Source organism: Thioflexithrix psekupsensis (assembly GCF_002149925.1).
GTDB lineage: Bacteria > Pseudomonadota > Gammaproteobacteria > Beggiatoales > Beggiatoaceae > Thioflexithrix > Thioflexithrix psekupsensis.
The window spans coordinates 1-21,113 of sequence record NZ_MSLT01000023.1; the positions used below are offsets into that span (position 1 = coordinate 1).

A 21,113-nucleotide genomic window follows, 5' to 3' on the forward strand; every position below is an offset into this window, starting at 1 on the left:
CCCTATCCTTAGTTGCCAGCGAGTCAAGTCGGGAACTCTAGGGAGACTGCCGGTGACAAACCGGAGGAAGGTGGGGATGACGTCAAGTCATCATGGCCCTTATGGCTAGGGCTACACACGTGCTACAATGGCAAGTACAAAGGGCAGCAAGACCGCGAGGTGGAGCAAATCTCAGAAAACTTGTCGTAGTCCGGATTGCAGTCTGCAACTCGACTGCATGAAGTCGGAATCGCTAGTAATCGCAAATCAGCATGTTGCGGTGAATACGTTCCCGGGCCTTGTACACACCGCCCGTCACACCATGGGAGTGGGTTGCAAAAGAAGTCAATAGCTTAACCGCAAGGAGGGCGTTGACCACTTTGTGATTCATGACTGGGTGAAGTCGTAACAAGGTAGCCGTAGGGGAACCTGCGGCTGGATCACCTCCTTTAAAGAGAAAAGTCGGTCAGACTAAACTTCCACACACATGACTTGAATCGGAATGCAGACACAACACGGGTCTGTAGCTCAGTTGGTTAGAGCGCACCCCTGATAAGGGTGAGGTCGGTGGTTCAACTCCACCCAGACCCACCAAGAGAATGGGGCCATAGCTCAGCTGGGAGAGCGCCTGCCTTGCACGCAGGAGGTCGGCGGTTCGATCCCGCCTGGCTCCACCAGTCAAGCCGTATAAAACCAACGTGTTGTGTATCAATTATCACCTTTGGGATTTACACAAATTCCAAAGCTGATAACGCTCTTTAACAATCAAATCAATCCTCAAAGAAAGCGAAACTCAAACCAACAAACCCTTGGGGTTATATGGTCAAGTAGAAAAGCGCACACGGTGGATGCCTTGGCGATAACAGGCGATGAAGGACGTGATAGCCTGCGAAAAGCTGCGGCGAGTTGGCAAATAAACATTGACCCGCAGATGTCCGAATGGGGAAACCCACTCCTTTGGAGTATTCTTATCTGAATCTATAGGGTAAGAAAGCAAACCTAGGGAACTGAAACATCTAAGTACCTAGAGGAAAAGAAATCAACCGAGATTCCGTCAGTAGTGGCGAGCGAAAGCGGAACAGCCCGTATGATATAGTCGTATTATGAGCAGAATGGTCTGGAAAGTCCAGCGACACAGGGTGATAGCCCCGTAGGCAAACATAAAACGATAGAACTAAGCATACATAGAGTAAGGCGGGACACGAGAAATCCTGTCTGAACATGGGGGGCCCATCCTCCAAGGCTAAATACTCGTTATCGACCGATAGTGAACCAGTACCGTGAGGGAAAGGTGAAAAGAACCCCAGCGAGGGGAGTGAAATAGACCCTGAAACCGTGTGCGTACAAGCAGTGGGAGCATTTGAAGAAATGTGACTGCGTACCTTTTGTATAATGGGTCAGCGACTTACTGGCAGTGGCAAGCTTAACCATCAGGTAGGCCTAGCGAAAGCGAGTCTGAATAGGGCGTTAAGTCGCTGTCAGTAGACCCGAAACCGGGCGATCTAGCCATGAGCAGGATGAAAGTCGGGTAACACCAACTGGAGGTCCGAACCCACGTCTGTTGAAAAAGACGGGGATGACTTGTGGCTAGGAGTGAAAGGCTAATCAAGCTCGGAGATAGCTGGTTCTCCTCGAAAGCTATTTAGGTAGCGCCTTGCGTTTTACTCTCGGGGGTAGAGCACTGTTTGGGCTAGGGGGGCATCTCGCTTTACCAACCCCATGCAAACTTCGAATACCGAGAAGTACCATCGCAGGAGACACACGGCGGGTGCTAACGTCCGTCGTGAAAAGGGAAACAACCCAGACCGCCAGCTAAGGTCCCCAAATGAACGCTCAGTGGGAAACGATGTGGAAAGTCACAGACAGCCAGGAGGTTGGCTTAGAAGCAGCCACCCTTTAAAGAAAGCGTAATAGCTCACTGGTCGAGTCGGTCTGCGCGAAAGATATAACGGGGCTCAAGCGTTCTACCGAAGCTGCGGATGCCGTAAGGCATGGTAGGGGAGCGTTCTGTAAGCCTGTGAAGGTCTGCTGTGAGGCAGACTGGAGGTATCAGAAGTGCGAATGCTGACATAAGTAGCGATCATGCGGGTGAAAAACCCGCACGCCGAAAGTCCAAGGTTTCCTGCGCCACGTTAATCGACGCAGGGTGAGTCGGTCCCTAAGGCGAGGCAGATATGCGTAGCCGATGGAAAACGGGTTAATATTCCCGTACTTTACTGCACTGCGATGAGGGGACGAAGAAGGCTAAGTCAGCACGCGATTGGTTGTGCGTGTTTAAGGTGGTAGGCAGAATCAGTAGGCAAATCCGCTGATTTAATGCCGAGAACTGACGACGAGTCTCGTTTCAGAGACGAAGTGACTGATGCCCTGCTTCCAAGAAAAGCCTCTAAGCTTCAGGTGTAGTAGAACCGTACCCCAAACCGACACAGGTGGACAGGGTGAGAATCCCAAGGTGTTTGAGAGAACTCGGGTGAAGGAACTAGGCAAAATAGCACCGTAACTTCGGGAGAAGGTGTACCTTCTGGATGAACCCTGCACAGGGGAAGTCTAAGAAGGTCGCAGTGACCAGGTGGCTGCGACTGTTTATTAAAAACACAGCACTCTGCTAACACGAAAGTGGACGTATAGGGTGTGACGCCTGCCCGGTGCTGGAAGGTTAATTGATGGGGTTAGCGAAAGCGAAGCTCTTGATCGAAGCCCCAGTAAACGGCGGCCGTAACTATAACGGTCCTAAGGTAGCGAAATTCCTTGTCGGGTAAGTTCCGACCTGCACGAATGGCGTAACGATGGCCACACTGTCTCCACCCGAGACTCAGCGAAATTGAATTTGCGGTGAAGATGCCGTATACCCGCGACTAGACGGAAAGACCCCATGAACCTTTACTATAGCTTTACACTGGACTTTGAACCGACTTGTGTAGGATAGGTGGGAGGCTGTGAAACACTCACGCCAGTGCGTGCGGAGCCAACCTTGAAATACCACCCTGGTCTGTTCGGGGTTCTAACTTGATACTGTTACCCAGTATAAGGACCGTGTATGGTGGGTAGTTTGACTGGGGCGGTCTCCTCCCAAAGAGTAACGGAGGAGTGCGAAGGTACCCTCAGCGCGGTCGGAAATCGCGCATTGAGTGCAAAGGCATAAGGGTGCTTGACTGCGAGACTGACAAGTCGAGCAGGTACGAAAGTAGGTCTTAGTGATCCGGTGGTACTTCATGGAAGGGCCATCGCTCAACGGATAAAAGGTACTCTGGGGATAACAGGCTGATTCCTCCCAAGAGTTCACATCGACGGGGGAGTTTGGCACCTCGATGTCGGCTCATCACATCCTGGGGCTGTAGTCGGTCCCAAGGGTATGGCTGTTCGCCATTTAAAGTGGTACGCGAGCTGGGTTTAGAACGTCGTGAGACAGTTCGGTCCCTATCTGTCGTGGGCGTAGGAAATTTGAGAGGAGTTGCTCCTAGTACGAGAGGACCGGAGTGAACGTACCGCTGGTGTACCAGTTGTCATGCCAATGGCACTGCTGGGTAGCTATGTACGGACGGGATAACCGCTGAAAGCATCTAAGCGGGAAGCCTCCCTCAAGATGAGATTTCCCAGACGAAAGTCTCTAAAGGTTCGTTGAAGACGACGACGTAGATAGGCAGGGTGTGGACATGCAGTAATGTATGAAGCTAACCTGTACTAATCAACCGTGCGGCTTGACCATATAACACCCAAGGGTTTGTAGGGTGAGTTTCGCCTAAGTAGTAGGATTGATTTGATAAACCGATTTGCCGTTGCTCAACGAAAACGAAAATAAAAATAAAAAAGCAAGTCGTGTAAAAACCAGTTTTCTTGGCAGTCATAGCCTGTGTGAACCACCCGACCCCATCCCGAACTCGGAAGTGAAACCACAACGCGCCGATGATAGTGTGAGGCCTCCTCATGCGAAAGTAGGTTACCGCCAAGAATTTAAATATATAAGCCCTAGCTAATTAGCTAGGGCTTTTTCTTTGTCTATTATTTTCTTTTATTGTTTTGTATCATTTAAGGCTGTAAAAACTATAGTTGAGGCACTATAAAAAGATAATCTGAACCTGTCAAATTTGTAGGAAACTTCACAGGTTTGAATATTCTTTTTACGTTGCGGTAGCTATATGTGAGAGATAGTTTTCTATCTAGGTGTTTTGAAAGTCACCACGCTACTCCACGGGCTTGCTGGTGCTTTATCACTTCCCGCCCGCACTCTTACGTAGTAAGTCCAATTAGCAAGATTTCCTGTATGACTATAGCTTCTGGTAGAAGTAGTTGTCGTATAGCAAGTTGCACCACAGGTACTATTACCTGCGTTGTCTTTGAAATCTCTAAAGTCTGAGTATTGGCTAACAACAACACGGTAAGTCGTTGCTCCTGATACAGCAGGCCAAGTTGCCACTGCCGTTTTACTTCATACGGATGGAAACAATCGGTGCTGCAAGCGCATTCAGAATCTTGACCGTTGCAGAACCCTGCATTGTCTTACCATTCTCGCTATAGCTTCCAGTGATCGTCGCATTCGTATCAGCATTCACATTTGTGGTAGAAAGAGTACCGTTAGTGCTGACAGATAACGCGGTGCTATTATCACTCCATGAAGATGGCGTGACTGTTTTGCTGCTGTTATCTGTGTAGTATGCTGTAGCTTTACAAACTCCACCGTTGCTGCTGTTCTCGTTGACTGAGAGGGGACAATTAACAACAACTCTACTCAACTGTGAGTTTCGGTAATTTTTGGACAAATATGATTTCCCAGATTTGGGCTTCCCTATGTCATCAAAAACCACATCTACAGAGGAGTCTCGTTTCATGTTCGGTTGCTTGGACAACTGGAAATGCAGATGCGCGGCCGTAGAGCAACCAGTATTTCCGGAAACTCCTATTTTTTGCCCACGCTCAACTCTCTGATTTACAGTTACATCAGTCTTGCTTAGGTGAAAATAGTAGCTGTATAGACCGTCAGGATGTTTAATGCGTATGTATGTTGCTGGACCATTCCAATATCTGGGATTATCCAGACAGAACTTTGGTTTAGTGCTATCTTGCCCTACCATTTCAACAACTCCTTCTTTCGGAGCATGGACATCAAATACACCGGCAAAATCTATGGCGTATGCCCATCCAGCCCCATAATGGGAGGCTGTTCCATTACCGTCTTGAGAAACTCTTTGCTCTGTCCCTCCTGCATAAGGAGCATAATATCCAGATATAGATTGAGCTTGTACTGTATACCAACTCATCATTACCCCCACCACCGCAAGCTGCGCCGCCTTTCTCAATCCCATTCGGATATTCATAACCGTTACCCTCAATAATAAACCAAAACACACTGTAACAAACTTCAAATTAACCCTATAACAAGCTAATCTGGTGTAAATAATAGATTATCTCCCACAAGAAAAGAATGGATTTTCCTGTTCTTGACACAATAAATATCTTACAAAAAAATGAAATTTAACCGTTTGAATATTAAATATATTTCAAATGAAACACTAATTTATTTACAAAGAACCACAATTTCTTTATACTCTGATTACTAACTTTCTAGTAAACACTTTACAAAAAGGTACTCCACATGAATGCGTTAGACCATATTGTTTCTGATAACCTATTGAAATATCTGGATAAATGGAAAGAAAAATCAAAAACCAATACCCAGAGAAAATTTGCTGAGATACTCAAAATATACCAAACTTCGTTGTCTCAGTGGATCAGCAAAACTGATCCAAGACCCATCCCCAGTGATAAGTACGAACTCATTGCCCAAACATTGGGAATCACTGTAGATACGCTGTGTCAACCGCTGGAAAGCCCCGTTTTAGAAACTGCTTATGTGCTGATTTCTTATCGAGGACGGGAGGCGGGGCGTTCAATAGACTTACTCAAATATGCCTATGATTTAGATACAGAAAAAATTGTCAAAGAGGCAGCCACAGTTTATGGCAGTAAAGGGGGGTTACTGAAATTACAGGCACCGACACAGCATGAAATTGGTGAGTTTCTGCGTAAAATTGGGCCTTATTGTGACACTACAACCACAATGTTTGTCATGTCTGGTTATCAGTGGCAACGCAAGCAAGACGAAAATGTGCAGATATTAGAGAAACTTACCCATGAGCGGCATCCATTGGGCGATTTTATAGAAAAAATAGAAGAAGTTCGACGCTGGATAATGGACTCTTCCAAAGAAGATGCTTTGGTAGATTACTTCTACGATTTTTTTACCTCTCCCGAGCTAAAAAGTGCCTTAGATGGCAAATTGCTTATCCAAGACCCAGAAAAATTGTTGAATTATCCCATCTTACTGGCACGCGGAGTTAAAAGCAGCCTGCGTGGGCTGGTGGTTTGGGATAATCGCACGATACGAGAAAAGGAGAGATACGAAAAATATTTCGACGAACAGGTAAAGCTGTTGAAAGCCAACCCGGATATTCAGATACAGCGGGTATTTGTAACCAATGTGCTTCCGCTATCAGATGATTTACTCCGAGAAATGTACCGTCAACAACGTGCAGGAATCGAGGTTAAATATCTGCTCCCTGAGAAATGGCAAAAAACCCGTGCAAATATCAAAAAACCATTGGACTTTGGTTTATTTGATGAAACTCACTTATGGATTCATGATGACTTGGTAGATACAAATGAGTTACGTACTGCCACCCTATACACACTGCGCAAAAGTGATGAAACCATCACAAGATACAAACGATTGAGGCAAACCATGCCCAAAGTACAGCACTAGGGGAAACTGAAATTAAACGAGCAGAATGGCTTGGTGCAAAATAACCTATACCAAAATTTAAGCCATTCATAAAAATTTTTAGTAGTCCTAACCAAGTTGTGTAGGGAGCAAGCAATAGCGTCATGCCACAAAAACTTGATGGGAGAGAGGTTGGACGGAATGGTGGCAGGTTTCAGTTTATTGGTGATTTGTATTGACCTTAAAAAAAACCGCATTCAAAACTCAAATAAACGCATCTACTGGCAGGCCAAATCGTTCACTTAATGCTTTGATTTGTCTCAGATTTAGTTGACGTTTTCCGTTTAAAATTTCAGACACGACACCTTGACTGCCAATTTCTGGTAAATCGCTTTGTTTTATATCGTGTGCCGACATTAGAAAATTTAATAGTTCTGCTGGCGTTGCATCGGGAACGGGATGATGTTTATTTTCATAAGACTCAATTAACGTAGCCAATGTATCCACCAATTTAGATAATGGATGTTGTTCATCATCGCCTACGATCATCAATAGCTCTTCTAGCCACACTATTTTCTGTTGATATTCGTCTTCTGTGTGTGGTGGTGAAAATACAGGATTCAGATTTTCCCATTGTTCAATGGTTAAAATTAATGCGTGATTCATTGTGATAACCGCCTTATTTCTTTGTTTTTAAAACAATCACATCAAGGTAAAGTTTGATGTGATTGCGTTTATTGCTCTGTCTGTTGAATTACAACTATATCTCATAATGAGATAAAATCAAGTTTTTTCTCGTTCGTTGCTAATCGCCAAAAAATAACAGGATATATCTGTAGTGCTAACCAATGAGTAATATTAAATATTCCCCCATCGCTCCCCGCCCCAAAATTCCACCTCCCACTTGATTTTTCCACAATAACTGCCTGATAATCGCGTTAATTGATTCAATTAGAACAAATTAACGGTGACATGAAACTTCTTATTGACATTGGCAATACTTGTCTAAAATGGGCGAGCGCACAGCAGGGACAATTAAGTCCACAACAACGTATCACTCATCACGGACGCGATGTGATGCCGAGTCTGGCCGAACACTGGCACGCGCTGCCAATACCCGAACAAGGCGTATTTATTAGCAGTGTCGCCCATCCGCTTTATGTGCAGCAAATTCGTGATTTTTGCCAACAACAATGGCAGTGTGAACCCGTCTTAATTCGCAGTACGGCACAATTCGGACAAATTCGTAGCGCGTATCCACAGCCAGAGCGTCTAGGCGTAGATCGTTGGTTGGCGTTAATTGGGGCGTGGTTTGTGTTGGAAGGGCGCAGTTGTTGTGTGGTGGATTGTGGTACGGCGATTACTTTGGATGTGTTGACTTCGGATGGACAACATCAAGGCGGTTTAATTCTACCGGGCATCGGCAAAATGCACCAGATTTTGGCACAAGATACCCATGCTTTAGGGCAATATCACCGCGATCCGCCCCCTTTATCGCCCGACAGTCCTTTGCTGGCAAATCACAGCCAACACGCGATACAATTGGGCATCTATTATGCCGTGATCGGTCTGATTGAACATGTGACTGCCGCTTATTCTGCCGATCCGCTACAATTAATCCTTACCGGTGGCGCGGCGACTTTGCTACGCTCTGCCCTGCCGACCCATTGTCATTATTGGCCTGATTTGGTGTTACAAGGGCTGTTAAAAGCGAGTGAATTGCAATGAAAATTTTAGCGTTGTTACTGTTATTGGCGAATATTATTTTTTTCGCGTGGCAACAACACCATTTACCGTGGATTCCGATTCAACCCGAAGATTTTATCGAAAAACAACAAATTGTTACGGCTGAACCCGCAGACCCACGTTTACTGCCGTTACTGTTATTATCAGAATATAAACCGACTCCAGAAGAACTGGCTGCCATTGAGACTGCGCCGCGTCGTTTACGTGAAGCGCATCCGCCTGCACCCACTGCGGTTGCTGTCGCAGAAACAGAAAGTTCTGGGCTTGATCTGGGGTTGGGGAAAATTTTTGATCGCATCGCCGAACGCGCCACAGAAACTCAAGCCATTATTATTCCTACAGAAGAAACGCAAAATGATGCTGAAGTGTCTACTGTAACCACCGATGATTTAATTGCCAGTGAGGAAGATTTTACGCCCGTAGAGCCTGTAGTTTCTGCGGAAGCAGAAAAGGTGACTGTGCATTCTGAAGATGAAGTGGCAGCAGAAGATACTGCCACAAATGTGGATGTGGAATCGGATTCAGTTCCTTTACGAGTCGCCAGCGCGGATAACGCCGGGCAAGCTTTGGCGTTGCCTGAATCGGCTGCCGCACCTGAGCCTGAATTACCAGAAACCACCGCTGTCACGCCAACACCTGTCGCCACAACCGCACCCAAAAAAGCAGAATCCCCCCCAAACCCAGCACCAACGCCCGCAAAAACCACCAATCCCCCCAGTTCCACTGGCGGATCAATTTGTTATAAAATTGGCCCTTACGTACAATCTGCCTCAGTCAATACCGCCGCACAATGGTTTAATCAGCGTCAAACCGGCAGTGCTAAGGTGAATCGGCGTGACACGCCTATTTTGGAAAAAACACGGGTTTATTTACCTCCCTTTGCCCATCGTCAAGAGGCGGTTCAAGCCCAACAACGTTTAGAACAACAAGGCATTCAAGATTATTACATTAACAAGGATCACTCGATTTCTTTAGGTGTTTTTCGTGATCTCGTGAATGTACAAAACCGCTTGGCTGAATTAAACCGTAAAGGTTTTAATAACGTAAAAACGCAAGCCAGTCACCGCTCAGAAACACGTTACTGGCTTGATGTCAAATTGCCGCGCAGCCAGCAAAATCTGATCACGCAATTTGATCGCACCATGAATAACCCAGAGGTACAAACCACCTCATGTCCTTAATTCAAGCAATTGCCTTACGCATAGAAATTGCCTACAATGCCCAGTCACTTCCCCGCACGATAACGAGCCTAGTTCATGAGCGAAACGGATAACCTGCCAACGATCATCGTCGTGGACGACAGTGCCACGTCAATTTCCCTCTACCAGTTCAGTGTAGAGCCTTTGCCCGTGCGTTTTATTGGCTTTAAATCGCCCGCCGAGGCATTGCCTTTTTTACAAGAACATACGCCTGCGCTAATTTTTCTCGACATTATTATGCCGGGAATGGATGGCTTGACTTTCCTGCGTCACTTGCGCACGTTGCCGCATCAAAAAGAAACGCCCGTGATCATGGTGACTTCAAAAGATTACGCGCAAGATCGCTATATTGCCAGACAATTAGGGGCTTTAGATTTTGTCATTAAGCCGCTGCGTTTTAAAGAGATACGAGATTTAGTCTGTCATTACACGGATATTCCTTCCATTGATGAACCCAGTAAACCACAATGAGTCAAAGCACTTCTGATTTAAATTATCTTCGCTTTTGGGGCGTGCGCGGTTCTTATCCTGCGCCGTTTGGCAGTCATTTGCGGGTGGGTGGCAATACCTCTTGTGTGGAGTTGTGTGCGGATGGACACGTGCTGATTTGTGATGCGGGATCGGGCATTATTCCTTTGGGGAATCAGCTCATGGGACAAAGTCAAATCCGTGAAGTATTAGTGGTTCTCACGCATTATCATTGGGATCATATTTCGGGTTTACCTTTTTTTGTCCCTGCTTTTGTGCCGGGGTGGCGCGTTAATTTGTTCGGCCCTGGTAACAGTGCGGAGGAAATTGAAAAACGCATTTCTGGGCAAATGTTAGACCCTTATTTTCCCGTAGAAGTAGAAACCTGGATGGCGGATATTCGCTATTTAGAAATGGAAAATAATCAATTGCGTTATGGCCCATTTACGATTGAAAGTTTTAACGTGCATCATCCGGGCAGCACTTTTGGTTATCGCATTCAAGTGCGCGGAAAGACCATTATTTATGCGTCGGACAACGAGTTGTCATTTATTGATAAAAATATCGAAAATCGACGCGCTGAATTAGATAATTATGAATTGCAATTGATCAACGCCATGCAGGAAGAAGAGCGTATTAAGGCGTTGGAAGTGATTCAAGATGCGCATGTTTTTATTCACGATGCGCAATATACGCCCGAAGATTATAATAAAAAACGCGGTTGGGGTCATTCTTGTTATATTGAAACGGTCAATTTTGCGGCCGATGCCAATATTAAGCAATTATATTTATTCCATGTCGATCCGAATTATAATGATTCTAAAATTGAATTATTACATCGAGATTCTATAAAAATTTTGCATGATCGCCAATCGTCTATGCAATGCCACATTGCACGCGAAGGGCTAACCTTAGATTTAGATGCGCTATAAGTACCAAGCCACCGACGAACAAAGTCAAACCATTACCGGTATTTTAACCGCTGACAGTGAACGCGCTGCGATGCGGCAATTGCAAAAACGCGGTTTAACCGTGGTGACTATCGCGCCGCTGACGGCCGACACGCTCGATCAACGTCGCGCCCAACAACGCCCGCCTTCGCGTGATATTCTTGTTGTTTTACATGAATTAACCACGTTGCTAGAATCCGATGTGTCTTTGATCGAAGCCATTGAATCACTGGCACATTCTTCTCACCATCCTTTTTTGACCCAAGCCTTTGCTCAGATGGCGCAGCGATTGCGTCAAGGCGCGGCTTTTTCCGTGATTCTCAAGGAAAGCCCGCTGAATCTACCGTGGTACATGCACCAGTTGATCGAAGCGGGAGAATTAACCGGTAAGGTTGCCAATGCCTTACGCGATGGTGTGGCGCAAATGGAATATGAGGAAAAAGTGCGAAATGAATTGCGTAATGCCATGATTTATCCTGTGATTTTGATTCTTTCTGGAATAACGGCGGTGATTCTAATTTTCACCTTAGTGGTGCCTCGTTTTGCCAATATTCTACAAAATCGCGGTGATGAGATTCCACTGCTGGCACAATGGGTTTTGGGGACGGGGATGTTTTTAAATCACCACGCTGACAGTCTCATGATAGGCTTGGTGGTGGTGGCGATTGTGGGCGCGTATTTGCTCAATCAAGCGCAGGTAAGGGTGCGTTTACACAATGGGTTAGCCAATTTACCCGTATTAGGCAGTTGGTTGTTGGAATCGGAAACGGCACGTTGGGCGGCGATGATGGGGACTTTATTGGAAAATAAAGTGTCTTTATTGCGGGCTTTAGAATTGGCATCGCACGGGGTAAAATTACCCAGTTTATTGGCGCGCTTGCAACAGGTGACGCGGGCAGTGCGCGCGGGAACCAGTTTGTCCCAAGCCTTGCAGGATAATGACGCGCTCACGCCAACCGGTCATAATTTAATTCGCGCCGGAGAAAAAGCTGGCGAATTGCCGCGTATGTTGCGTTCATTGGCGCGTTTATTAGAAGAAAGCGGCCGCGTGCGAATGAAACGTTTTTTATTATTAATTGAACCGATTGCAATTTTACTGATTGGTGGTGTAATTGGGGTAATTATTACGGGAGTTATTTTGGCGATTACTAGCGTGAATGACATTGCGTTTTAAGATGATAAAAGAATCGCATTAACTCAATGGCAAACTAATTTGAAACGTCGTGCCATGTTCCGTATCTAAAATTTCAATCGTGCCTTGATGGGCATGAACATAATACTGCACAATCGCCAATCCTAAACCACTGCCTTTAATCGCACCTTGTGCGGGCAAATTGACCTGATAAAACGGATCAAAAATATGTGATCGATGGGCTTTAGGAATGCCCACGCCATCATCATGAATCGTAAGAAAAAATTGTTTATCATCCTGCCAAGAACGCATACTGATCACGCTGTGCGACGGGGCATATTTTAAAGCATTCGATAACAAATTATCGATAATCGTATAAAACTTTTCTTTATCAACCGATAAGGTGATCGCCATTAAATCTAATTTTAAATCTAATTGCCGTGATCGTAAAGTTAAACAATGTTGTCCACACACCTGCTCAATTAAAAAATCAATACGCTGCAACGTTAATTCCAAACGAATCGCTTGCGTATAAGCATTTTGAAAATTTAATAAATCTTCAATCAGTTTTTGCAGTTTCAAACTATTACGCTCTGCAATTTCAACCAATTCCTGCTGATCTGGATTCAATAATTGAAAACCAGAAGCACGTATTAAGTTAATACTTTCTTTAACGGCTGTTAATGGTGTTTTTAAATCATGAGACACATGCTGAATAAAGCGAATTTTACTGGCTTCTAAATCATTTAACCGCTGTCTTAACCACTCCAATTGCTGCCCTAATCGCGCCACGTCGCTGCTGCCTTTAATTTGGATAGGATTATCTAATTGGCCTGCGCCTAAATTATTAATTGCCTGTTCCATTTTTTTAAATGCTTGATTAATGATATAAATTAACCAAGAACTGACCAGCACCGTAAAAAAGAATAATAAAAGCACTTTATAAGTTAGAGAATAAATAATATGAGTACCTTTATGTGCAATTTCTTGATTCGTTTTATTCATCATGGCATCACTAATCAGCATTTTTGACGTAATGGCTTCTAACACTTCCATTTTTTCTGCTAATTTTTCTCTGTCGTGTTTTACTGTTTTATCAGTGAGATATTGATAAATATTTTCTTCTTCTTCCAAATACTGCAAAATTAACCCTTCAAATTCATTATATTGTTTGGTCGTCTGTAATAATTCATGAGCGATATTTCTCACAATTTTACTGCGCAATCGATAAATTTCTAAATAAATTTCTGGCACAACAATAGATTGTTGTGCTTTACGATTTAACTCATTTGTTTCTGCGTGAATAGCAGCGATTGACAAGGTAATTTCACTATAATTTTGAACTGCTTTTTGGGAAAAATAAACCAATTCTTTAATTTGATCAGATGCAATAGATAACGCATAAATTAATGGTAAAAAAACCCATCCTATCCCAATAATAATTCGTACCCGTAATGTATTAAAACTGCGAATAAATTTTTTCATGATAACGTAAGCTCCCATGCGTGAACAGATGAAACTCGACTAGAAATTGAGGCTTAAAATCCCCATAACGCCTGCTTTATTGACACGGTTTATTTTTTTTGTAAAACAAAAAGAGGGTATCACTATGCTGATTCGTGAGCAACTGATGCGTTTTTCATTAATACTGGCATTAAGTTTTGGATTATTGCTGGCGTTTGCGTTTAAAAACAATAGCATGGCGCAATTGCCTGTGAGTGTAGATGAGCAGCCGTTGCCTAGCCTTGCGCCGATGCTGGAGCGAATTACGCCTGCGGTGGTGAATATTGCCACGCGCACTCAGGTTCGGTTGCAAGAAAATCCGTTACTTAACGATCCGTTTTTTCGCTATTTTTTTAATTTACCCTCGCGCCCTCGCGCCCGTGAAGAGCAAAGTCTGGGGTCTGGAGTCATTATTGACGCAAAAGAGGGCTATGTTATCACAAATCATCATGTGATTAATAAAGCCGATGAAATCATTGTCACCTTGCGCGATGGACGGCAATTAAAAGCAAAATTAATTGGTTCTGATCCAGATACTGATGTGGCTTTAATTCAAGTTCCTGCGGAAGATTTAGTATCAATTCCTTTGGCTGATTCGGATAAATTGCGTGTGGGTGATTTTGTGGTGGCCATTGGCAATCCTTTTGGCTTGGGACAAACGGTAACTTCGGGTATTATTAGCGCATTGGGACGCACGGGATTAAGCATTCATGGTTATGAAGATTTTATTCAAACCGATGCTTCTATTAACCCTGGCAATTCGGGCGGAGCATTAGTCAATTTACGCGGAGAATTAATTGGTATTAATACTGCTATTTTAGCACCAAGCGGTGGAAATGTAGGAATTGGTTTTGCGATTCCTGCTCATATGGTGCAACAAGTGGTGCGCCAATTGCGAGAATTTGGCGAAGTGCAACGCGGACAATTAGGGGTGGTGATTCAAGATATTGATCCCAATTTAGCCCAAGCCTTTGGTTTGCAACAAAAACAAGGCGCAGTTATCATTGAAATTCAAGCCAATTCCGCCGCAGCCAACGCAGGTTTACAAATTGGCGATGTCGTCATATCCATCAATCAACGCCCAATTCATAATGCCTCTGATTTACGCAATCAAATTGGATTATTACGCATTGGAGAAAAGGCTACATTAACCATTATTCGAGATGGAAAACAACAGACAATAGATGTCGTGGTCAGTGGACAACCTTATGTCTCAGGTAAAGACATTCATTCGCTGTTAGAGGGCGCAACATTAAGCGATGAGAAAGAAGGTGTAATGATTGTTGAATTAGTCCATAATAGCACCGCAGAACGCGCTGGTTTTCGCAAAGGCGATATTATTATGGGGTTAAATCGTCGAGCCGTTCGCAATACTGATGAATTAGGGCGTTGGCTTAATTCGCAATGGGGTGCGTTTTCTGTGCAAGTGAATCGAAATGATGTCATTGTTACTTTAGCATTCCGCTAAAAAAACGGGCATTTTATTTTCCTATTTATACCGCCAACCCTTCTTGTTGGCGGTTAGACTTTCCCAAATGAATCTCGCTATTGTCTTTGGAATTTAATATTTTAAAATTTTTTTCCAAATGCAAAATATGACGTTGATTTTCATTACGGTAGCTAATTCTATCCATCGTCATTTTTAACAGGAAAAAACGAAACGCTTGATCAGGTAATGTTTGATCCATATATAATGGGTCTAAAATAGTGGAACTTTGCAAAATAACTTGCAATAAATTTTCATTAAATCCTCGCCCTTGATCTTCAATATCAACCACCAATTTATCGCTTTCCAACATCAAAGTAACGCTAATGGATTGCGTATGGGGTGCATATTGATTGTCGTTAATGATTTGCTGCACAATTTCTAATATGCACAATTGAATATCTTCAATTAATCCTTGTTCAAAAGGCGTATGTTGACGACATAATGTCTCTAAACATTGCCCCAATAAAGTGGCTTGATGTGCGTCACTATGAATACTAAAACGGATGCTGTGCATGATGCCCCCCTGTGACCTATCGTAAAACATAAAAATAACCTTGTTACACAGCGGAGCGCAATTACAATGCCATTTGTGCTAAACAGGAAAATGAGCCTAAAAACGCATTAAAATTCATTTTTTAGTGTTATTTTTTTGACATTTTCGCTATTTCTGACAACCCTCAGCAAAAGCAAGCAGACCAGCATCATCAAACGTATTGGTAGTCCCCTCTAGGTGGTGATAAATGGTATAATACCCATTTTTATAGAGATAAAGAGGAAAAGCGAATGAAATGTCCCCGTTACCAATCTCAAGCGATTGTAAAGAATGGAAGTATTAATAGTGGAAAGCAAAAATATGCCTGTAAAGATCGCGGTCGTCAGTTTGTGGAAAATCCGCAGAACACCAATCAGCCTATTCCTCAAATGATGGTAGAACTGATTGATAATTAGATATAGAAACCCGTGAAATTGTAGGAGCTTATTGGGTATCTCCTTAATAAACCCGCGATCTCAATTTAAAATCAAACAGTAAAATTGCCACATCACAGATTCGGGATAATTTTATTCATCTCACTACTGAGACAGAACCACAAAAAAATAACGCCCCAAACATGGAGCGTTATTAATTTCCGACTTAAAGCGTACGTTCTTAGTTATTGCTGCACGGGATTACCAAATAGCATATTGCGAATCAGTTTGCGTGCCAAATCGACAGGAACTAGCACCAAAGCCATCGCCAACACATATAACCACTCTTCAACACTTAATCCCACTGTGCGTAAAATCTCGCCGCCATAGGTAATGAAAATAACCTGTATCAACATAATCGAAGGCATAATGATAGAAAACAGGCGATTCTCAAAGAAATGCGCAAAAAGATTTAACCCTTCTGTGCGCGCATTAAAAGTATTAAAGATATGAACAAACACAAAAAACGCAAAAAACGCTGTTAAGAATTTCGCCTGTGCTTCAGGACTGCCCACCTCATATCCACCAGAGAACCAGTGTTGCGTAAAATCGCTGGTCAAAAACAAAATACTCACCGCCGCCACCACAAAGCCATTGAGCAAAATCGATGACCACATGTCCTTACTGATCAAAGGCTCGTCACGAGGAATGGGGTTTTCTTTCAAATAACGTTGTAACGCAGCTTCTCCCGCAAACGCAAGACCCGCAAACGTATCCATAATAATATTTAACCACAATAATTGCGTCATGGTTAATGGTAAATCGAAACCAAAAAATGGCCCCAAAAACGCCACGGTAATGGCAGAAATATTCACGGTTAATTGGAAAATTAAGAATTTCCGAATCGATTTAAACAAGGTTCTACCGTACAACACCGATTTGATCAACGATGAGAAATTATCATCTAAAATCACAATGTCACTGGCTTCTTTGGTCATTTCCGTGCCGCTGCCCATCGCAAAACCCACGTCCGCATTTTTCACCGCAGGCGCGTCATTCACCCCGTCGCCCGTCATTCCAACCACCAATCCCAAGGACTTGGCTAAACGCACCAAACGGCTTTTATCGGTAGGAAATGCCCGCGCCACCACGTATAAATGCGGTAAAATCGCCTTCACTTGCTCATCACTGAGTTCAGCCAATTCAGACGAAGTCAAAATAGTGGCTTTACTGTCATCCTCCAACAAGCCCACATCTCGCGCAATCGCTTGTGCGGTGGCTTTGGCATCGCCTGTGATCATAATCACGTGAATGCCTGCTTCCTTGGCGGATTTAACAGATTGATAAGACGTTGTGCGTAATTCATCACGCATCGCAAAAATACCCAACAAGGTCAAACGCTCAGGCAAATGTTGATCTTCATTGATGGGCGTTTCTGTCACCGCAATCGCCAATAAACGCATGGCGCGATTAGACAAGCCTTCCATAGCGGTTTGCAAGTGGGCTTGATCGGTTAAGGCTTGAGTGTTGCCTTCGGCATCCAAATAATGCGTACAATTTTTCAATACCACTTCAGGCGCGCCTTTCACCAAAGTCAAAGCCGATGCTCCCGTGACTTGCGTGGCCGAGAATTTACGCGCACTGCTAAATTGGATCATATCCACCACTTTAATGCCATCATCTTGCGCCAAATAAGGCGTGACAAAACGCAATAAAGCCTGTTCTGTCCGATCTGCGCCGACGAATTTGGGGTGCTTGGGATCGCTGGTATCAATCACGGCACTGGTGTTATTGCGCAGGGCAAATGCCACCATACTTCTAACTTTTTCAGGAATATCATTAAGTTGTTCAAAAGGCTGGCCAGAACCTGCCACAAATTGGCTGACTGACAAACTGCCTTGCGTTAAAGTTCCCGTTTTATCGGTGAATAAAATATTTAAACTGCCTGCGGTTTCAATCCCTAATAATTTTCGCACTAACACTTTTTCGCGTAACAATTTTTTCATATTCAAGGCCAACACCATTGCAATCATCATGGGCAGGCCTTCTGGCACAGCCACCACAATCACAATAATCGCCAAAATCGCTGCGGTGACAAAATCAGAGATGATGACACCCACACTTTGCGCAAAATAAACATTCATGTCACTTTGCAACGCAATTTTATTGAAAATAAACGCTAAAAAGATGAAAGTTGCGCCAAAATAGCCAAATTTTGCAATTTGCTGTCCCAATACAGATAACTTAACTTGTAATGGAGACAAACGATCTTCAGCCGAAACAATGGCTTTCATGGTTTGGCCGTATTGGGTTTTTTCCCCTACGGCGGTGGTGTGCATGACAATTTCACCATCAGTCACCAAACTGGCGCGGTAGACTTTATGGTGTTCATCGGCTTGTTCTGGGGGGGTATTTTCGGGGAGGGCTTTACGTTTTACGGGTTCAGATTCGCCGGTTAAAGCGGCTTCGTCAAATTCAGCATGACCTGCTACGACAATACCATCGACAGGCACGGTGTCACCGGGTTGCAGTAAAATATAATCACCAACAACCAATTCATCAATTAAAATCTCAACTAACTGTCCTTCACGAAACACTTTAACGCGAATTTGCGAGGCTTCGGCCAGTAAACGTTGAAAAGACTGTTCATTACTGTATTCAGACCATGCTGCCACCCAAGTCGCCAGCACAACCGCCAAACCAATTCCCACACTTTCGTACCATTCCGCATAACCAAAAACCCACAACACCACGGTAATAAGCAAAGCCACCAACAAAATAATAATGATGGGGTCTTTCAAATTTTCCATGAGCTTATCCATAAAGCTCTCGGTATCATGAGCGGCAATACCATTACTGCCGTGGATTTCTCGACTGCTTTGCACCTGCGAAGGAGTTAGCCCTTCAAAGCTAAATTTCATAAAAGAACCTCTTGAATAAAAATGGAAAACACAATATAGCAGAAACTACCTCGCACACAGTGATGGCTAAAAAAAATTTTTCAATAAGGATTTTGTAGCTGATCATTTATCTGAATCAATTCGAGTAAAGAAATGTTTAGATTAAGAAAATAAAATGAGGAAGCACCTTACGCTCTGGATACAAAGCAGTTTAGTGAACGATTGGTAGGATTAACATTTGTGGTATTTTTAGTTTCAACCGATATGCCCTGAATAGGATTTGAACCTATGGCCTTTCCCTTAGGAGGGGAACGCTCTCTCCACTGAGCTATCAGGGCGAAGATCATTAAAACAAGGCGTTGGTTTTAATAATCAGCAATACCGGGATTATTATCGACATTGATCAATTTGGGCGCGTTGTAGCGGTCAATTTTGACACTTTTCACATCACGCAAATGATTGGCGACCACCTCCCAAATTGGCGCACCGGGTGCCTGACTGCCCACGGTTGCCCAGCCTGCGACCTTGTACATTTTCTTTAAATCTAAGGCTTTCCCATCGTCTAAAGCCAATTCTAAAATACGCTGTCCCATACGCGCTGTGGGATCACAGACATAATTCAAACCACCAACCCGAACCATATCGCCTCCTTGTTGCAAATAGGGATCGGTATTAAATAAATTATCGCACACGTCTTCTAAAATAGTCTTAATCTCCTCACCACTCATTTCCCGCACATAGGTTTCAGGATAAGTGATACATGTTTGATCTAACACATTTTCCATCGTAATGGTTTGACCCGGTAAAATCGACGTTCCCCAACGAAAACCCGGTGATAAGGCAATTTGCGCATCTAATTGAATGCGTAACGCATCGCAGATCACTTGATCAAAGGTGCCGTTAAAATTACCGCGCCGATACAATAATTGTTCAGCCACGGCCAATTCTTCGGTTAATTGCGTTAAATAAGGCGTACGCACTTGTTCAATATAGGCCTGCATTTCTGGATCGGCCGCTAACAAATTAGAAAAAACAGGCAATAAATGATAGCGATATTCCACCACTTTACCCTCTTTAACCGCAAAATCTAACACACCCACGAATTTTCCATTAGAGCCTGCATTACACACCAAAGTATTGCCTTGGGCATTTTTCACCACACTGGGTTGTGGTACGCCGTCATGGGTGTGTCCACCTAAAATCACATCAATGCCGGTGACATCGGCGGCCATTTTCAAATCAACGTCCATGCCGTTGTGAGAAATGACCACGACAACATCGGGTTGTTCTTTGGCGCGGACTTCGTTGACCAACTCCTGCATCTCCGCTACGCGAATACCAAAAGTCCAATCCGGAATAAAACGCGACGGATTGGCAATAGGCGTATAAGGGAACGCTTGGCCGATAATGGCCACATTCACACCACCTAAGGCTTTCACCGTATAAGGTTTAAACGCATGGCCGCTGTGTTCATCGTAGGCGGGTGCGCCTTCAAATAAGGCTTCTTCTTTAACCCGTACATTTTGCGCCACAAAATCACCTTTAAAAGCGGCAATATTCGCCAAAACCTCTTCAGCCAAATACGTAAATTCCCAATGGCCGGTCATCACATCCACACCCAGCAGATTACAGGCTTCAACCATATCTTGGCCACGTGTCCAATAGGCCGTGCCTGAGCCTTGCCATGTATCACCACCGTCCAATAATAAAGTTTTTTCAGTGCCGTATTGACCACGTAATTGTTTGATTAACGTGGCTAAATGAGCAAATCCACCGACTTTACCATATTCTTCGGCACGCTTGGCAAAATCCAAGTAAGTCAAAGCATGACGAGCGTGGACATTATCAGAGGGGATATTAAAATGTTTCAGTAAGGCTTCCCCTACCAAATGCGGCGGGTGTCCCAACATACTGCCAATGCCTAAATTCACGTGCGGTTCGCGGAAATAAACGGGCAGCAATTGGGCGTGAGTATCAGTAATATGCAATAAGCGAATATCACCAAAATTAGGAATGTCATAAAGACGTTCAAAAACAGATTCAGCACGACCACGCTGAGGCAGTAACCCGGCCATGCTGGCAATAGCCATCAGTTGAAGGAATTGACGACGATTTAAAGACATTAA

The 21,113-nt window shown here is 44.0% G+C and carries 14 protein-coding genes, 3 tRNA genes and 3 rRNA genes; 13 read left to right on the plus strand and 7 right to left on the minus strand.

Features of this window, described 5'->3' with window-relative positions; all coding sequences use genetic code 11:
* The 5 genes from TPSD3_RS12655 to rrf form a co-directional block, all read left to right on the plus strand.
* Positions 1-430: ribosomal RNA gene (locus TPSD3_RS12655) — 16S ribosomal RNA — on the plus strand; the annotation flags it as partial.
* A 66-nt stretch (positions 431-496) separates the two neighbouring features.
* Positions 497-573 (plus strand) — tRNA-Ile (locus tag TPSD3_RS12660).
* 7 nt (positions 574-580) lie between these two features.
* Positions 581-656 (plus strand) — tRNA-Ala (locus tag TPSD3_RS12665).
* 144 nt (positions 657-800) lie between these two features.
* A 23S ribosomal RNA gene (locus TPSD3_RS12670) occupies positions 801-3,685 on the plus strand.
* Positions 3,686-3,812: 127 nt separating this feature from the next.
* Positions 3,813-3,928 (plus strand): 5S ribosomal RNA (gene rrf, locus TPSD3_RS12675).
* Positions 3,929-4,400: 472 nt separating this feature from the next.
* On the opposite strand, the gene TPSD3_RS12680 is transcribed toward rrf, so the two are convergent.
* The gene (locus TPSD3_RS12680) at positions 4,401-5,291 is read right to left on the minus strand and encodes a M23 family metallopeptidase (protein WP_086488895.1); all 891 of its coding nucleotides are present in this window, start codon (positions 5,289-5,291) and stop codon (positions 4,401-4,403) included.
* 278 nt (positions 5,292-5,569) lie between these two features.
* Here TPSD3_RS12680 and TPSD3_RS12685 point away from each other — a divergent pair, with 278 nt between their 5' ends.
* On the plus strand, positions 5,570-6,736 hold the full coding sequence (locus tag TPSD3_RS12685; protein WP_086488896.1) for a hypothetical protein: 1,167 nt from the start codon (positions 5,570-5,572) through the stop codon (positions 6,734-6,736).
* A 222-nt stretch (positions 6,737-6,958) separates the two neighbouring features.
* Here TPSD3_RS12685 and TPSD3_RS12690 read toward each other — a convergent pair whose 3' ends face one another.
* Positions 6,959-7,360: a helix-turn-helix domain-containing protein gene (locus TPSD3_RS12690; RefSeq protein WP_086488897.1), complete on the minus strand. Its 402-nt coding sequence runs from the start codon at positions 7,358-7,360 to the stop codon at positions 6,959-6,961.
* A 306-nt stretch (positions 7,361-7,666) separates the two neighbouring features.
* Between TPSD3_RS12690 and TPSD3_RS12695 the strand changes: the two genes are divergently transcribed.
* The 5 genes from TPSD3_RS12695 (at position 7,667) to TPSD3_RS12715 (ending at position 12,231) form a co-directional block, all read left to right on the plus strand.
* The gene (locus TPSD3_RS12695; RefSeq protein WP_140048559.1) at positions 7,667-8,422 is read left to right on the plus strand and encodes a type III pantothenate kinase; all 756 of its coding nucleotides are present in this window, start codon (positions 7,667-7,669) and stop codon (positions 8,420-8,422) included.
* Complete coding sequence (locus tag TPSD3_RS12700) at positions 8,419-9,621, plus strand: hypothetical protein (RefSeq protein ID WP_086488899.1); 1,203 nt, start codon at positions 8,419-8,421, stop codon at positions 9,619-9,621. The genes TPSD3_RS12695 and TPSD3_RS12700 overlap by 4 nt, the downstream gene beginning before the upstream one ends.
* 75 nt (positions 9,622-9,696) lie before the next feature.
* The gene (locus tag TPSD3_RS12705) at positions 9,697-10,110 is read left to right on the plus strand and encodes a response regulator (protein ID WP_086488900.1); all 414 of its coding nucleotides are present in this window, start codon (positions 9,697-9,699) and stop codon (positions 10,108-10,110) included.
* Positions 10,107-11,039, plus strand: a complete 933-nt coding sequence (locus tag TPSD3_RS12710) for an MBL fold metallo-hydrolase (RefSeq protein WP_086488901.1) — start codon at positions 10,107-10,109, stop codon at positions 11,037-11,039. The genes TPSD3_RS12705 and TPSD3_RS12710 overlap by 4 nt, the downstream gene beginning before the upstream one ends.
* Positions 11,029-12,231, plus strand: coding sequence for a type II secretion system F family protein (locus tag TPSD3_RS12715; protein WP_086488902.1), 1,203 nt, complete (start codon positions 11,029-11,031; stop codon positions 12,229-12,231). Before TPSD3_RS12710 ends, TPSD3_RS12715 begins: the two co-directional genes overlap by 11 nt.
* Before the next feature lie 18 nt (positions 12,232-12,249).
* On the opposite strand, the gene TPSD3_RS12720 is transcribed toward TPSD3_RS12715, so the two are convergent.
* Positions 12,250-13,674 carry a sensor histidine kinase gene (locus TPSD3_RS12720; protein ID WP_176329868.1) on the minus strand — a complete coding sequence of 475 codons (1,425 nt, stop codon included), beginning with the start codon at positions 13,672-13,674 and terminating at the stop codon, positions 12,250-12,252.
* Between the two features lie 124 nt (positions 13,675-13,798).
* On the opposite strand from TPSD3_RS12720, the gene TPSD3_RS12725 reads away from it, so the two are divergent.
* The gene (locus TPSD3_RS12725) at positions 13,799-15,160 is read left to right on the plus strand and encodes a DegQ family serine endoprotease (protein WP_086488904.1); all 1,362 of its coding nucleotides are present in this window, start codon (positions 13,799-13,801) and stop codon (positions 15,158-15,160) included.
* Positions 15,161-15,185: 25 nt separating this feature from the next.
* Here the strand turns inward: TPSD3_RS12725 and TPSD3_RS12730 are convergent, their stop codons facing one another.
* Entirely contained in the window at positions 15,186-15,695 is a 510-nt protein-coding gene (locus TPSD3_RS12730) for an ATP-binding protein (protein WP_176329869.1), read from the minus strand.
* A 269-nt stretch (positions 15,696-15,964) separates the two neighbouring features.
* On the opposite strand from TPSD3_RS12730, the gene TPSD3_RS17305 reads away from it, so the two are divergent.
* Positions 15,965-16,129 (plus strand): IS1 family transposase, encoded by a 165-nt coding sequence (locus TPSD3_RS17305; protein WP_140048560.1) that lies wholly within the window; start codon positions 15,965-15,967, stop codon positions 16,127-16,129.
* A 203-nt stretch (positions 16,130-16,332) separates the two neighbouring features.
* Here the strand turns inward: TPSD3_RS17305 and TPSD3_RS12735 are convergent, their stop codons facing one another.
* The 3 genes from TPSD3_RS12735 to soxB form a co-directional block, all read right to left on the minus strand.
* Positions 16,333-19,008, minus strand: a complete 2,676-nt coding sequence (locus TPSD3_RS12735; protein ID WP_086488906.1) for a calcium-translocating P-type ATPase, PMCA-type — start codon at positions 19,006-19,008, stop codon at positions 16,333-16,335.
* 244 nt (positions 19,009-19,252) lie between these two features.
* Positions 19,253-19,325: transfer RNA gene (locus TPSD3_RS12740), tRNA-Arg, on the minus strand.
* Positions 19,326-19,352: 27 nt separating this feature from the next.
* Positions 19,353-21,110, minus strand: coding sequence for a thiosulfohydrolase SoxB (soxB, locus tag TPSD3_RS12745; protein ID WP_086488907.1), 1,758 nt, complete (start codon positions 21,108-21,110; stop codon positions 19,353-19,355).
* Positions 21,111-21,113 lie beyond the last annotated feature (3 nt).